Here is a 16,134-nt window from a genome sequence, read left to right as displayed (position 1 = left end):
ATTATTAAACTAAGAGTTATAATTTTAGCAACTAAAAGCTGTAAATTGCACCATATAAACAGTTATTTCAAGCAAAAGTTATGCCATTAAGAGCTACGCAACAAACATTTATATTTGTGGGTAATAGTAAGATAAAATATGCAGAAACAACCTAGAAGACCGATTACAACCAATGCGTAAATATAGAGTAAAGAAAACTTCATCCACCTATTAACTTCTACCTACTACCTCTACTATTGCTATGGTTATAAACTCTACTCACTCCATCAATTTTATCTAATGCAGACTGCGGGTTACCAAAATCAATTGATATCACTCTTTCTCCGCCTAATTGTAATGCTCCTCCACCTCCACGCTGTGGGTATTGGAGTCCTAAAAATTGTAATAGTAATGGATCAATTTCATGTTGAATTCCTGGATGAGCTTGAATTAAATCACTCCGGCGAGAAGGTAAGTTAGGATCATTTTGGAGTAATTGTGAAATATCTCTTCTCCGATCTTCAAAGTATTGTTCATTTCTTCGAGGTTGTCTAGTGTCATTTCCAATGCCTGCACTAAGAAGACCACGTATATAACCTATAATACCTTCACCTTTCTCTCCAAAGTTATTATTTCCCTGTAAAGCTTGATCAATAGCTTGGTTAATATCCCTAGCATTTTCGTATACCCATATGCCACAATTATGGCCATCTGTTTGCTGATGAACGGAAATATTATGGACATTATCATCGTTAATATCACATTCTCTTAAAGCTCCTCGAATATTATTGTCAATACCACTATCTGGACCAAGTGAATCAGCATAATACCCATAATAATTTCCATTTTGGTGTACAATAACTAATGTAACCCAATGACGATTACCTACATTAATAATAGCAATTAATCTATCTTTTTCACCCGAATCTACTTTTTGTTTAAAGTTAGTTATGTGACTACTTAATAAGCCCCTACCTGTTGGATCATTTTGATTTCCATCGACTCCTACTGAAGTTATTTCAAAACCATAATGATCATTAGTTGAATGAGATTGATTATCAAGGAAAGTATATTGTCGTGCAGCGAAAAACATGTCATGAGTTTGTAGCCAATAACGATAATTTTGATTATCTGTTGCAAAGTCTAGTGCAAGTAGATCATGCACATCTTCTATCTCACGAGCGTTGTTTCTACGAAGGATAGCATTTATTTGTTGTAATATTCCTTGTGCTGTAGGAGTACCACCTCCCCTTATTCTTGACTTTAATGTTTCTATTACCTGTGCTCTAGTACCTTGCAAGTAACTAAAGGGAACATGTAGATTGTCGCCTATATCAAGCAAAAAAATCGAATTTTGTCCTGGTGCTTTTTCTTCGTAAAAACGCCTAAAGTTTTCACGAGTCTGATCTGATAATAGACCTTCTGGTGGATTTTCATCAATAACACTTTCAGGTCCCACTAATCCTCCTGGTCTTGAGCTGCGAACATGACGATCAAGCCTGTGTACATGCTCTTCTCTTCCTATCCCTTCTGGGAAAAGTATAAGATTACCTGCTTCGTGTGCATCTCTATTAAACACAATAGGAAACAAAACCACCTCATTTCCAGAAGTAATAGGTATAAATCCTCTGTGTTGTTTCTTAAGTCTTCCGATTTCTTGTCTCGCATCATTTTGCTGTTGTCCTACTTCTTCTGCATTATTAGCAAGTCTTAACACATATCCAATTGGGTGAGTATCTAGGTCATTCTCTCTAGGTTGTCTTAATAATAAAAGATCTAATCTCTGTTCTGTAATTCTTGTGAGTATTACCCTTTCTCCTTCTTCTTCCTGCCCCCTTTTTAAACTATATGTTTGACCAACTTTATACATAGCAAGCACTTTATAAGGATTATCACTAGCATAAAATGTACCATGTAGTATAGAACGGAACTTATCCTCACTATTAACATTTATTGTATCCACAAGCGGCATCAATGCTCCAGAGATCTCTTGAAATAATCCTCTATGCTGAGCTATATTTTTCCAGCCATCATTCACAACTTGATTTAAAGTATTATGTACATTTTCAGTATTGGGCACTTGTACAAGATCACCAGCAAGAAAATTATTTGCATTATTATTTTGGTAATCGTGATATAAACCAAGGTCATTTGGTAGATCAATATCTAGTTCAAGTTGATTATTAAGTGTGCATGAAACTTCCCACACATGAACATCATTTCCATTAACATTAAGAGTCTGTAAATTGATGGCTCCTTGTTGTTGCGCATCGTGAGCTCTAATATGAAGTATAACTATATCAGAACCTTCAGCATGAAAGACCATAGTTAAACATCTTAAACCCTCATCACCATGTCTAAATATGTACTTTGTTATAGGTGCTTCGTCTTCCTCTTCTAGTTCTAAAGGGTGCCTATCAAAAGCACTATTCCCAAAAGCAAAACCAGTTATGCAATCAAATATTCTATCATAATTCTCTGCATTTCTTGGTATTTCAGCAGGAAGATGGTGAAGCAAGAAATCTCTAATATTTTCTCTAATTCCTTCATTCTCCAAACACTCAAATAATCTTTGTACTAAAGGAAATCTATCCTGTTGAAGCCCTACTGTATCAACACTAAAAGGATCTAGATTTAAATTAAAATTTAATCCAACACAGACAGTATTTCTTGATTCAGTATGGATAGGTATAAATGAAAAAACATGCAATCTTTCAGCGTGACTTCTGGCGCGGTTTAATGCGATATAGGGCGGTGCCCTTGTAGCAAGATTAATAACAATAGGAATATTTTCTCTTTCTACTTGATGACGTACAAGAAATGCAACATGTGAGTTTCTAGGAGATAAGTCAAGATCGACGCCTATTGTGTAGCGATGACTAAAATTTGCTAAGAAACCTAATAAAAACCCATGACTCTCAAACTTTTGACTGCGACCTTCAATATTATTTTCTATCTGTGCCCTATAATTGTTATAGGTATCAGTTACATATTCTAAAATATCTCCTCGGAGAGAATCCCTTACATCTTGTCTTTGGTTACTTGCTAGCATTTCCATAAAGTTGTCAATCCTCTGCTGACCTGGTTCTACTCGTGTAAAATTGACTGACCTACCAAGTTGTCTGAGCTGATTTTGATTGAGTTGTCTTCCTTCTATTTCCTTAATTGTTAATCTGTGATTTCTAAAGAGTTGCCTCAAGAAATGAACCTCAGATGCTGAATATTTGGCAAATTTATCCCTACCTTGACGATCTTTTTCACGAATTACCTCGAATACCGTTGCAATTGCCTCTCCCTGACTCTTGCCCTTTCCGTGCATGCATACTTTGTATTGCTCAAAATTTAGGTCTTCTTCCCTTAAATTTGGATTTTGCCGTCTAATCTCTTGTACTAGAGCATTTCTCTCCCTTGTACTGAACCTCAACCCATCACTATTAGGACGATCAGAAATACTGTAGCATCTGACAACTTGCTGTCCGTCACGATAAACAGCAACTTTTAGGTTTGCCGTATTTCGATTTTCACCATTACGTGGATTAACACCATGGTTATCAAAACGAAAATAGACTCTCTCATTTGCATTTAAGATATTAGCATCATGTGCAGTAGAAAACATACTAAAAAAGAATACAGGAAGGAAACGACCTGCACTTACATGATACAAGAAAGATGGACATTGATCTAAAAAAGATTCAAATCCTTGTCTGAATCCTTCAAGATCTCCATCCACCAAACTCCTAATAAGTCCATCACCATTACTCATACAAAATACCCCTTATTTACTACGACCAGAAACACCAAGAGTTCATAAGTGGATTACTTATTACCACTAAGCGTAAAGACGCTTTTTTTCTTATAAGAAGAAACACCACTTACACTAGGAGTTCCAAGCTCAGACTGCGGACTATCATCAACTGGCAAAGTTGTTTTCTTACTACCATGAGCTTTAGATCGTGATCGCAAATTACTGCAAGGACCATCACCTACAGGACCAGGTGGTAAAATTGTTTTCTCTAACTCAGAGAATAATTCTTCTGCAAACAGACCGTAATCTACATTTACTCTTTTACCTTCCCTACCGCATAATCTAAGGTCTCTTATTATTAGTTTTTTAAAGAGCTCAAACTTTTCAGGAAAGCAATCTTTGGCAAATGACATCATATCTAATATTTCTTTTTTCTCTATTTCTTTTTCTTCATCAGTCTTATAAATGTCTTCTCGTCTCCAATTGACTATTAACTCTGCAAATACACCACTTGTAGGAACTGTATAATTAGAAGTATTAACAGCAGCTTTTCTGTATTGATACAAGCTACCACATTCCCAAAATTCCATAATAAGAGATCTAGCTTGAACGCTTAACTCAGGATTTTTCAACATTGTGTCTGAAAGAGAGGAAAGAAAAAGCTCATAGTCTCGCTGTGAGAATATTTTCTCTGAATGGTCTCCTCCTGCTGAAACTTCTTTATAACACCAGCACTGTACCAAATCATGAACCGTATCAAAAAAACATGACTCTATTAATTCAGCAAAAAGGGAATATACTCCTTTATCTTTCTGTGATAATTTCTGTAAAAGAGTATCTTTATCGACTATCTTATTTACACAAAAATCTAAAATAGGGGCGTCTTTCTCAACAGATTGAACGCGAGAAAGAGCAAGAATAGCTTCTGTGAGCTTCTTTTCCTTATCTTCTTCTTTTAAATGATTATAAAAATACTCTACCCCTTCACTCCACTTAAATTTTACAGCACTGTCAAAACCTTCTACTGCATCATACTTCTTTAATTCCCCAGATTCTCTATCAATCCAGAAATCAAATACAGGACCTTTCCTCTTTATGCTATCTAGTAACGAGTTTCGTACGTATTTGCCAAATTCAGTTTCAGTTTTACCATCAAATGCACCAGGAGGAAACTTGTTCCTATAAGATTCAAATCTTTTTTGAAAGAGAGGATGAATTTTATCCACCACACAGTAACTACAAGCCATCTCATATTTGCGAAGTGGATTATCTATTCCACCTATTTTTTCTTCAGTAAACCTTTGACCTAAAGCAGCATTATCCAACCTTACACCTGACCAGCAACCTTCATCTTGAAATACATTGTGCAAAAACTTCAACTTATCACCCTTAAAGTATTTTATGTGCTCCATAAAGTTATCTTGAAGGACTCCCACCCATCTCTTGATAGCTGACTTCCTCCCGGCAACAACTGCTGGATCTGGATGTTTAATAGCTTCCTGTAATTTTTTGGACATCGTATCCCGAAGCTCTTTCTGTGTTGGCATTATCCCCCCTATTAAGTATTTATGTAAAAAAGGCATTATACAGAAATTAGAATGGATTGCAATATTAAAATTACTAGAGTAGAGAGTTTAATAAAAAAACGTTATGGCTAAAACTTCTTTTCTTGAATTTTCTCAATATAATCAACAGAAAGACCAGTAGTTTGAGTTATAATGTCAATAGAAACTCCTGCTTTAAGTAGATTCTTTGCAACCTCAATTTTCTCTGCTTTTCTGCCCTTTTCTTCGCCGATTAGGATACCTTCTTGTCTACCTTCATGTTTAGCATCATCGAGTTTTTGAGCAAGGACAGCCTGTTCATCACGAATACGCTTGATCTCCTGTTCATAGGCAATAAATTCTTTTTCTGACCAGTTGAATCTATTTAGTTCTTCATATGCTCTTTTAATTATTAGATCACTTCCTATTATTCTCTCTAGCTCTTCTTCACTAGTTTCATCTGCATATCTAAAGAAGTAGACCCATTTTTCAACTATACTTGAAAGCTGATCTTCTTTTGTTTTTGGAAATTTAGGCAACTCAATAAATATAAAGTAAAAATCTTTTAGATCATGTTCATTAGTATCTTCATCGCGAATGGTATGCTTTGACTTATACTCAGACTTATCAGGAAACAGTATACAATCTGCTATAGCAATAAAGATAATTTCCTTAAGGTCATGGTATTGATCACCTTTATCAGCCTGCCTTGAGTAAGCTTTAGCAGCATAGTATTGTGCACGTTTTTCAAAGCCTTTGGTTTTAGCGACCTGCATTTCGACTATCACTTGTAGCCCATTTTCATCTCTACAAAGAACATCGACAATGCTTTGTTTTTTGGAGGCAATCTCAGGGTCTTGAATAGTACTTAAAAACTCTATATCCTTTATTGCACTTTTACCAGTGAAGCCAAGAATATCATTAAGAAAGTGAATAAGAATATCTTTATTTTTTTCAGTACCAAGTGCGTCCAGAGAAGGCGAGTATTGTTCAGTAGGAAATAGACCTACCAGGATAAAAGTCGGAATCCTGTAGCTTGGGTAGCAGCATAAAGGGAAACCAAAATGTTGAAGCCTACCGACAACATTATCGTAGGATAATGGCGAATTACCAGGCCGTAGCGAAAGCGAATGCACAGATTGCCTCGAAAGGAATATTCTGAAGGTCGAGCCATCTTGGTACTGGCGAAGACAGAATAGACCAGACGAAAAACGAATGAAACGATTGGTCTACTTCAGCGGGGTGTTAGTAACAGCATGGCAATGAGGACATACAAAGCAACTGGAGAAGCCCTCCTCATCCCAAGGAGAAACACCTTGGAGAGGTAGGTTCTATAACTGGAAAACAGGAAGTGAACTGAAGATGAGAGGGTGACGGATGGGTGCGTAGTAGTGAAGAAGTGAGGTAACGCTCATGGAGCAAAGGCACCCTACTAGCAGGGATCTTTTAACAAAAGGAAGGTAAAGGTAAAAATGACAAAAATGCCGATAAAATTACAAGACCTGAGAAGAAAGATATACACCAAAGCGAAGGCAGAACCGGAATGGCGATTCTGGGGAATCCATGTTCATGTCTGTAAAATGGAGACACTGGAGGAAGCTTACAAACTAACGAAGAGGAGTAATGGGGCACCAGGGATTGATGGGGTGACATTCGAATCGATAGAGACAGAGGGCTCAAGAAAGTATCTTCAACGAATAAGACACGAATTAATAACCAAGACCTATAGCCCAAATAGGAACCGGAGAAAGGAAATACCAAAATCTGGAGAAAAATTCAGAACGTTGAACATACCCTGCATCCGGGATAGAATAGTGCAAACAGCACTGAAGCTAATACTTGAACCGATATTCGAATCAGACTTCCAAAAAGGATCATACGGGTATAGACCTAAGCGTAATGCGCATGAAGCAGTACAAAAAGTAACGGAAGCAGCAATCAAAGGCAATACAAAAGTAATTGACGTAGATCTAAAATCCTACTTTGACAGTGTGCGACATCATATTCTGATGGAAAAGATTGCCAAAAGAATAAATGACAAAGAAATCATGCGCATGATTAAGCTAATCCTCAAAATAGGAGGAAAACGAGGAATGGCACAAGGATCACCACTTTCACCACTACTAAGCAATATATACCTAAATGAGGTAGATAAAATGTTGGAGAAAGCAAAAGAGGTGACCAAAGAAGGAAAGTACCAACGTATGGAATATGCCAGATGGGCAGATGATTTGGTGATACTGATCAGAGAATACCCGAAACGGGAATGGCTAGAAAGAGCAGTATACAGAAGGTTGGAAGAAGAATTAGCAAAACTAGAAGTGAGAGTAAATGAAGAAAAGACAAAAGTCATTAACCTAAAGAAAGGAGAAACATTTAGCTTCCTAGGGTTTGATTTTCAAGAGAATATCACAAAACAAGGAAAGTGGAATGTCAGGAAAACACCGCAGATGAAAGCACGAACAAACCTGCTACGCAAGTTGAAGGAAATATTTCGGCGCCATAAATCGCAACCGATAAAAAGAGTGATAAATGACATCAATCCGATATTGAGAGGGTGGGTAAACTACTTTAGGATAGGAAACTCTAGTCGAAAGTTCAGTTACGTAAAACACTGGGTGGAAAAGAAGGTAAGACGCAATTTAATGCGAGCCAGGAAAGCAAAGAAAGGGTTTGGTTGGAAGAAATGGAGTAGCGAATGGATATACAAAACGCTGGGTCTATATTCAGACTACAGAATAAGGTATTACAGACCGAAAGCATCACCAACACAATATGTGATAAACTTTGGTAAAGAACTTGCTAGGAAAGCGTAGTGCGGGAAAACCGCATGCTGCGTTTGACGAGGCGGGAGCTGGAAACGTTAACATGGGAATTTGGATTGAGGCCCAGGATGAAAATAATGGATCAGCCACCAAACCCTAAAGAGGCGCGCCAGTTCTCGACCCTACAGATGCGCTTGAACGATATATCATTCTTAGGATCGAGAAACTTGGAAAGAGCCATGAGAAAGTAAGATAAAAAGCATTCATAATTATACACAATTGTGAAGAAATATTCAACGTTTTTGTGCTAAAGTCTATTAAAGTTAGCTAAATTTCAAGAGTTGGCAAAAAACTACCTTCATAGATGACCATAGAATGCTACTGCGCACCTTAGCTGTTTATTTTATCATCTTTTACAACTCCCTCCATAAACCCCAGCAAATGAATTCATGAGCTATAAAGAGCTTTAAAAACACTTATTTTGGGTGTGAGAGATTAACCTCCTAATAAAAATACAAGCCCAAAAGCTCAATTACAATTTACCTAATATCGTGAGGACAGGTTCATTAATCTCCCACACCTTTACAGGATAAAGATCTTGAAACTTAGTGTCAACATTTCAGTAGCAAATTTATGTTAAATCTATATCCTGTCAATATGGACAAAAAGAAGGTTATAATATATACAGATGGAGCTTGTTCTGGAAACCCTGGTCCCGGTGGATGGGCAGCCGTGGTAATGTATGAAAATAAAAGTGTCTTTATCAAAAAACGTATCTCTGGAGGTGAAGAAAACACAACAAATAACAAGATGGAGCTAAAGGCTGTAATTAATGGACTAAAGATGTTAAAAATTTCCTGCAAAGTTATTGTACACACTGATAGTCAGTATATTAAACAAGGTATAACAGAGTGGATCAACAAGTGGAAAACAAATGGTTGGAAGACAGCCGATAAAAAGCCAGTGAAGAACAGAGAATTATGGCAGGAACTAGATGAAGTTGCTTTGCAGCATGATATTAATTGGAAGTGGGTTAGAGCTCACAACGGTAATATGTACAATGAGGAGGCAGATAGACTTGCTAGAAAGGAATCTAAAAATCTAAAATATAGAGATTGTGAGGTCAAGAAATCACCAAAAAATAGAGGGAACTCTAAGTTTCATAGATTGGGTGGAGTATTATGGCAATAATTCTTTTAGATACAAAAACAATAAATCGTATAGCAGCAGGTGAAGTAATCGAAAGGCCAGCAAGTGTAGTAAAGGAATTAGTAGAAAATGCAATAGATGCTGGAAGTTCAGAAATAGAGATCAAAATAGAAAGTGGTGGGCGTAACCTTATCACTGTGACAGATAATGGAAATGGAATAGAAAAGGAAGATTTGGAACTTGCGTTTATGCGCCACGCTACTTCAAAATTAAGCGATGGTGAATTAATAGAGATCAGACATCTTGGCTTTAGAGGAGAGGCTCTGCCTTCAATTGCAGCAGTAAGCAGAATGAAATTATCATCCAAGGCAAGTGGAGCAAAGGAAGCATGGTCTATAAGATATGAGGGAGGAGAAAAAGTAAGAGAGATTACCCCTTGTTCTTTGTTGCAAGGTACATATATTGAAGTTCGTGACTTATTTTTTGCTACACCAAATAGACTAAAGTTTCTAAAAACCGAAAGGGCAGAAACACAAAGTATTGTTGATATTGTGAATAACTTAGCGATGATTAATTATAGTATTGGGTTTACTCTCACTTCTGGTAATAAAAAGCTCTTAAAATATGTTAAGCAAACTTCGCTGTTCAACAGATTATGTGAAATAGAAAAAGAATTTCAAAGCAATTCACTGGAAGTTAAAGAGGAAGAAGAAGGCATCAAACTTAAGGGACACATCTGTAAACCTAATGTCAATCGTGGCAACTCAACTCAGATTTATACGTTTGTTAATGGAAGGCCAATGAAAGACAATCTACTTGTTGGTGCAATTAGGTATGCGTATCACGATTTTATTCCAAACAATAGGTATCCTTTTGCAGTGTTGCATTTAGAAGTACCATATGACCAAGTAGATGTAAATGTGCATCCAAATAAATCGGAAGTAAGATTTCAGAATAAAAGGCTAATATATGAAATAGTGAGAAGAGGGATAATAAAAACACTATCAACGAGATTTGCAGCGGGTGATCAAGGTATTGAAGAGGAGCTAATTTTTAATGATAGTAAAAGCCAAGAGCAGATTGATAGTCAAGAGAAAAAAGATCAAAAAGAGTTTTATGAAAAGAGACCAAGTCTTTTAGAAAATCGTCTAATGAAAGAGTTCAATGCACCAGATGAAAGAAGGCAAAGCTTACCAGAAACTTTTAAGTATGGAGAATCCCCACCCCAAAAGGGAACGATGGTTTTAGAAAGGAAGCAAATTGATTTAATAGCGGATCATCCTCTAGGATATGCACGCTGTCAGGTCTACAATACTTACATTATTGCTGAGGCTAAAGGAAAATTAATTATAGTAGACCAGCACGCAGCTCATGAGAGATTGATATACGAGTGCTTAACAAGCATAAAAAGACAAAAATTTCTTCTTCCTGAAACAGTTGAGATTAAAAACCAAGCAGGAATGGAGATGGTTGGAATGTATAAAGATAGGCTCTTTGAAATGGGTTTTGGTATTGAAATAGAATCAGAAGATAAAGTAAGGGTGAAAGAAATACCTGCAATTTTAGGAACAATAAATGTGAAAGAGATGGTGATGAATATAGTTGATAGATTAATGGAGATAGGAGATACGCTACCTATAGAAGAAAAAGTGAACAAGATACTAGCTACCATTGCGTGCCATGGGTCAATTAGAGCTGGAAGGGCAATGAAGTTGGAGGAGATGAATGAGTTGATGAGACAAATGGAGGAAACACCTTATGCTGGGCAATGCAATCACGGAAGACCAACGTATATAGAAATGAAACTAAGTGATATAGAAAAATTGTTTGAAAGGAGATGAGTTCAGTTTGTCAAAAAGGTTCCCAATTAAGTATAAGTAACGGCTCTTCTGATTATGAGTATAAAATGTGAAAAAAGAGAATAAATGCTCTAATTTTTTAGATTACAAAGTAATAGGACAGGAAGTAAGAAATCGTAGGTTAGCAAAGGGATATACTCAAAAAGATTTAGCAAAAAAAATCGATACAACATATCAAGTAATACTGCAATATGAAAAAGGAACACGCAGAATTTCAATTAAGAAGTTATATGAATTAGCAGAAGCATTATCAACAACTGCTAGAGATCTAGCTTGCGTACAAGGAGTATCAAATGAGAAAAGGTATGAGGAAGAGGAGGTACTAAATCTAGTAAGAAGACATAAAGAGATTAAGGATCAAGAATTACGTGAAACGTTTTATTTATTAACTAAATTCATCCGTATTAGTGAGGAAGAAAGTGGAAAGGCGGTAAAAATAGAAGTAGCAAAGGGTTTAGTTAAGGAAGGAGTTTCTATCTCTCAAACGACCAGTTTATCTATTGATGAATATGATAATGATGAGAAAAAAATTTCCATTCCGTATAAAGTAGGTCAAAGAATAAAAGAATGGAGGTTGAGAAGAGGATACACTCAAGAAGATTTAGCAAGTAAAGTGGGCATAATAAATCAAAGAATATATGAATATGAACAAGGACGATCTGCTGTTTCACTTGAAATGTTAGATGAAATAGCAAAGGTACTATTAATTAATATTACAGATCTGCTTCCAGAAACAAGAGAAAATGAGAATAGTGAAGTGGAACTATCAAGGTTAATAAAAGAATACAAAAAGATTAAAAGCCAAGAACTACGTAATGTACTAATAAAATCTCTGTTTGAAAGCATACAAATTTGTAAAGAGAAAGTGAAGAAAGTAGAAAAGATGAAAATTGCAAAGAATTTAGTTAAGGAAGGAATTTCTATCAATATTATTTTAAAAACAGTAGGCATCTCTTTAGACGAAATTTAAAATAAAAAAATCAGTATCTATTAACATCTTTACTTTTTAATGAAAAAATAAGTAAAAAAGATTGAAAAATTGATTTGACTTCACTCGAAAGCTATGGCTTTATGCCAATGCTGATAAAAAACAGCAGTAAATATTTAAAAAAAGTTTGTTGTTAGTGAAGGGTAAATTATATGAATAAAAGTAAAGAAGAAATCGAATTCAGAATATTAGAAAGCAAAGGCAAAGCATTACTTGATCGTGAAATAATGGAAACGTTTCTAAGTGCAGTACATGAAAGGCCACAAGCTCAAGAAATTGCTAAAAATCTGGTGAATAGCTATACAGGAGTAGGAAGGATTTTAGGCCGAGAAATGGATGACCTGAAAGTTATAGAAGGAGTAACTGATTCTGCAGTAGCAATGATTATGTGTGTTAAGGAAACACTAGAAAGGGTGCTCAGAGAAAAGCTTAAGAGTGAGCCAATAATGGACTTACAAGGGCTAGTAGAGTATTTGAACGTAAGTATAGGACACTCAGAAAGGGAATGTGTAAAAATACTGTACTTGAATAAAAGGCGCCAATTAATCGGAGAAGAATCCTATATTGGTGAAATGGAAAAAGCACCAGTATACATAAAGGAAATTACAAGAAAAGCATTAATAAAAAATGCAACATTAGTAATAATGTCACATAACCATCCTGGAGGGAGTTTAGAGCCATCAGAAGAAGATCAAGAAGTAACGAAGAGCTTAGCAGCAGCATGTAGTACTGTAAGCGTTAGATTATTTGACCATATTATCATCACAAGTGGAGGCTATTTCAGCTTTCGAGAGAACGGATTATTATAGCAGAAAGTATTTGCAAATCTACTCACTATAATTTATAATGAGTAGTAGAGTGTATAACAACTATACACTTAGAAAGTATTTTTAATAGCGGAGGCTAATATGGTTAATAAAATAATTGTACCTTTTGATGATAAAAAAGGAGGTACTTACGAGTTAAACATTGATCTTGATAGATTATCAAAAGGTGAGGTGTTAAATGCTATTATAGGAATTAGTCGTGTTAACCAGCAGTCCACCTTTGTAAGCAAAATTAATAAGGCTAAAAAGTCTCAAGAAATAGCACCTTTCCCTGGTAGAGAAGTTCGCGAAAACAAAATCAACTATGGGAAAGGACTTGACTACATATATGGCACAAAACCTGCAAGTGATCAAGAAGATAAAAATCCATTTACCTCCGCCTTGCAAAAAATAAAGCCAAGTGCAAGCGAAAGCAAAGAATTGAGCTGGTTTAAAAGTGCTGTAGTAGAGGCAAAAAACGTAAATGAATTGCACAAAGTTATAGACAAAGTAATAACTTCTGGAGTAAGGCTAAATGCATGTAATGATGGGGAATGGAGTTTTGCAGAATATCTAGTATTAGGTACACATTTTCATAAATTTGATAAGGCTGATCGTAAAAAGCTAATACGTAAATTAATGTTAAGCGGTGCAGAGTTTCATGATACTCTACTACAGAATAAACTGATAGGTGAAATCTATAATGAGTTACAGCCAGAAGTTCAGCCACAGATAGATAAGCAACTAGAAGAGCTAGAGGAAGCTGGCGAAAGTGCTGTTCAAGAAGGATCCTTAATAGATTTCGAGATAGACAATACAACATCATATATAGAATTTTCTGATGATAGCAAGGTAGAAGTAGCCAAAATACTGAGAGAGTTAGGAAGTAATATTTTAAAAATTGGTAATGATGCAGTTGAGGTTAAAAGTGAGAAAGGAGGTGTAAGAAACTATACCGATATGTCAAATGGCAGCTCTGTCATGTTAGAGTTTCCTACGAGCATTGGTAAGCTAAATGTTATATTGTACCACGATGTAAAAAAATATGATCAAGTACAAGTCAGAGTAGAAAACAAGGAAATGTGGGCTGAGTTACAAAAAAGAGGCGAAGAAATTGGAAAAAATTGCCTCTTTGGGGGAGTAAAACTTAAAGAAGCAGTAGAGAGAGGTAGTTTCACTAGATGTGGCATATGGAGTGAAAAGTATGCTATAAAAGAGATTAGCAATGATGAAGTATTGTCTTCATGGGTAGAGAGGGTATGTGGAGGTAGTAAAGAAACCTTTAGGGAACTTTAATGCGTCTACAGCAAACTTTAAGGTTCCAGAGGTTTTTTCTACCGTTATATCTGAGCTATAGTAGAAAATATTATACGCATGGTTGTTTTCGTGGAAAAAAGTCTAGACTGTGAAGTAGGGGAAAAAGTGAAAAATTGGAGGTTAGAGAGAGGTTATACTCAGAAAGATTTAGCTGAGAAAATTGGTGTAAAATACTGGGTAATACTGCAATATGAGAAAGGGAACCGTAGAATTTCAATCGAAAGGTTGTATGCTATAACTGAGGCACTATCAATCAGTATTACCGATCTTATTCCTATATCAAAAAGCTGTCTTGAAGATGAGGGAGAAGAAATATTAAATCTAGTAAGAGAATATAAAAAGATTAATGATCAGGAGTTACGTAAGATGTTTTGTTTACTCACCAATTTTGTCCAAATTAGTGAAAAAAGTAGTAAAAAAGCAGAGAAAATAAAGATTGCAAAAGGTTTGGTTAAAGCAGGAGTTTCTGTTGATATTGTTTCACAAGCAATTGGTCTCTCTGCTGATGAATGTATTGAAGAAAAAGTTGGTTCTATATACTGCCAAATAGGAAAAAAGATAAAAGAATGGAGGCTAGTGAGAGAGTATACTCAAAAGGATTTAGCAGAGAAAATGAATACAACACGTGACGAAATAAGCAACTATGAACAAGGAAGGACTGCTGTTCCACTTGATAAATTATATGAAATGGCAGAAGCGTTATCGATTAATATTACAGATCTACTAATAGAGAAAGATGAAGGTAGTACAGTAGAAAATGAGCTACCTGATTTGATTAAAGAATACAAAGAAATTGAGAGCCAAGAACTACGTAATGCATTAATAAAATCTTTATTTGAAGGGATGCATATTTGCGAAGAAAAAGTGAGGAAAGCGGAAAGGATCAAAGTTGCAAAGGATTTAGTAAAAGGGGGAATTTCTATTGATATTATTTTGCAAATAGTTGGTTTATCCGCTGATCAAATTGCATGAAAATTTATTTCTAAGTAAGGTATATATGTTTGTTTCTGTAAGAGATATTAGTTCTATAAGTTATAAAATAGGGCAAAAAATAGAAGATTGTAGATTAATGCAAAGGTGTACTCAAGCAGAGTTAGCAAGTAAAATCGGATTAGCATATAAAGAAGTAACCAATTATGAAAATGGGTATATTCCTATTACGATTGAAGTACTATATGTAATAGCAAGAGTACTGTCAGTTAATGTTGTAGATCTATTACCTAAACCAATAACAGTAAGAGAGTATGAAGATGAAGACGAAGAAATACTCTATCTAACAAAAATATATGAGAATCAAAAGTTAGGCAAAATAGTACCTTCATTAATCAGGTTTGTTCATATTAGCGAGAAAATCAATCAAGAGGAGGCAAGATTAGAAGTAGCAAAAAATCTAGTTAAAGAAGGAGTTTCAGTTGACATAATTTCCCAAGCAACCGGCTTATCTATTTACGAGTATGATAATACAGAGAAAGAAGTCTGCACTGATTCTATATATTACAGAATAGGGCAAAGAATAAGAGAATGGAGGTTGATAAGAAGATATACTCAAAAAGATTTGGCGGATAAAGTTGGTTTAACACTTAAGGAAATACACGAATATGAAAGAGGGTACACTGCTATAACATTTGATAAATTATATGAAATGGCAGGAGCATTATCAGTGAATATTAAAGTTTTGCTACCTGAAACGAGAGAAAGTAAAGAAGAAAATAGGCTATTGAGTTTAATAGACGAGTACAGAGAACAAGAATCATTAGTCAAATCTCTATCTGAAGATATGAAAAGCGGCAAGGAAAAAGTTAAAAAGCAGAGAAAATCAAGATTGCAAAAGATCTAGTTAAGGCAGGTGTTGCTAGTGATATTATTGTGCGAGCAAGTGGCCTAACTGCTGATGAGTGTAAAAATTGAATTGTGTTTAAGATATAAGTAAAAATGGTTAATATATTATCTATTCTAAATCCTTATTTAGCTCTGCAGAATTT

Annotated in this window: 10 protein-coding genes and 1 pseudogene; 8 read left to right on the top strand and 3 right to left on the bottom strand. The window is 35.4% G+C overall.

What is annotated here, in order from left to right; genetic code table 11:
• Positions 1 to 217 precede the first annotated feature (217 nt).
• The 3 genes from WP_RS01415 to WP_RS01405 all read right to left on the bottom strand — a co-directional run bounded on the left by WP_RS01415 (position 218) and on the right by WP_RS01405 (position 6,284).
• Positions 218 to 3,742: a cytoplasmic incompatibility factor CifB gene (locus tag WP_RS01415; protein WP_012481788.1), complete on the bottom strand. Its 3,525-nt coding sequence runs from the start codon at positions 3,740 to 3,742 to the stop codon at positions 218 to 220.
• Between the two features lie 53 nt (positions 3,743 to 3,795).
• Positions 3,796 to 5,271, bottom strand: a complete 1,476-nt coding sequence (locus WP_RS01410; protein WP_012481787.1) for a hypothetical protein — start codon at positions 5,269 to 5,271, stop codon at positions 3,796 to 3,798.
• 107 nt (positions 5,272 to 5,378) lie between these two features.
• A complete protein-coding gene (locus tag WP_RS01405; protein WP_044475431.1) occupies positions 5,379 to 6,284 on the bottom strand; it encodes an Rpn family recombination-promoting nuclease/putative transposase in 906 nt (301 codons plus the stop codon).
• Positions 6,285 to 6,740: 456 nt separating this feature from the next.
• Here WP_RS01405 and ltrA point away from each other — a divergent pair, with 456 nt between their 5' ends.
• The 8 genes and pseudogenes from ltrA to wmk (WP_RS01365) all read left to right on the top strand — a co-directional run bounded on the left by ltrA (position 6,741) and on the right by wmk (WP_RS01365) (position 16,060).
• On the top strand, positions 6,741 to 8,084 hold the full coding sequence (gene ltrA / locus WP_RS01400; RefSeq protein WP_007302360.1) for a group II intron reverse transcriptase/maturase: 1,344 nt from the start codon (positions 6,741 to 6,743) through the stop codon (positions 8,082 to 8,084).
• A gap of 606 nt (positions 8,085 to 8,690) precedes the next feature.
• Positions 8,691 to 9,224: a ribonuclease HI gene (gene rnhA / locus WP_RS01395; RefSeq protein WP_012481786.1), complete on the top strand. Its 534-nt coding sequence runs from the start codon at positions 8,691 to 8,693 to the stop codon at positions 9,222 to 9,224.
• Positions 9,215 to 11,023 (top strand): DNA mismatch repair endonuclease MutL, encoded by a 1,809-nt coding sequence (gene mutL, locus WP_RS01390; protein ID WP_012481785.1) that lies wholly within the window; start codon positions 9,215 to 9,217, stop codon positions 11,021 to 11,023. Before rnhA ends, mutL begins: the two co-directional genes overlap by 10 nt.
• Positions 11,024 to 11,090: 67 nt before the next feature.
• On the top strand, positions 11,091 to 12,011 hold the full coding sequence (gene wmk, locus WP_RS01385; protein WP_007302964.1) for a WO male-killing family protein Wmk: 921 nt from the start codon (positions 11,091 to 11,093) through the stop codon (positions 12,009 to 12,011).
• A gap of 170 nt (positions 12,012 to 12,181) precedes the next feature.
• The gene (locus WP_RS01380) at positions 12,182 to 12,838 is read left to right on the top strand and encodes a JAB domain-containing protein (protein ID WP_007303032.1); all 657 of its coding nucleotides are present in this window, start codon (positions 12,182 to 12,184) and stop codon (positions 12,836 to 12,838) included.
• A gap of 99 nt (positions 12,839 to 12,937) precedes the next feature.
• On the top strand, positions 12,938 to 14,131 hold the full coding sequence (locus tag WP_RS01375) for a hypothetical protein (protein ID WP_012481784.1): 1,194 nt from the start codon (positions 12,938 to 12,940) through the stop codon (positions 14,129 to 14,131).
• 78 nt (positions 14,132 to 14,209) lie between these two features.
• The gene (wmk, locus tag WP_RS01370; protein ID WP_012481783.1) at positions 14,210 to 15,124 is read left to right on the top strand and encodes a WO male-killing family protein Wmk; all 915 of its coding nucleotides are present in this window, start codon (positions 14,210 to 14,212) and stop codon (positions 15,122 to 15,124) included.
• Between the two features lie 25 nt (positions 15,125 to 15,149).
• Positions 15,150 to 16,060: pseudogene (gene wmk / locus WP_RS01365) on the top strand (WO male-killing family protein Wmk).
• The last annotated feature ends 74 nt before the right edge of the window (positions 16,061 to 16,134 follow it).

The sequence above is a fragment of the Wolbachia endosymbiont of Culex quinquefasciatus Pel genome, assembly GCF_000073005.1.
GTDB lineage: Bacteria > Pseudomonadota > Alphaproteobacteria > Rickettsiales > Anaplasmataceae > Wolbachia.
This window is presented reverse-complemented; position numbering and strand designations above follow the sequence as displayed.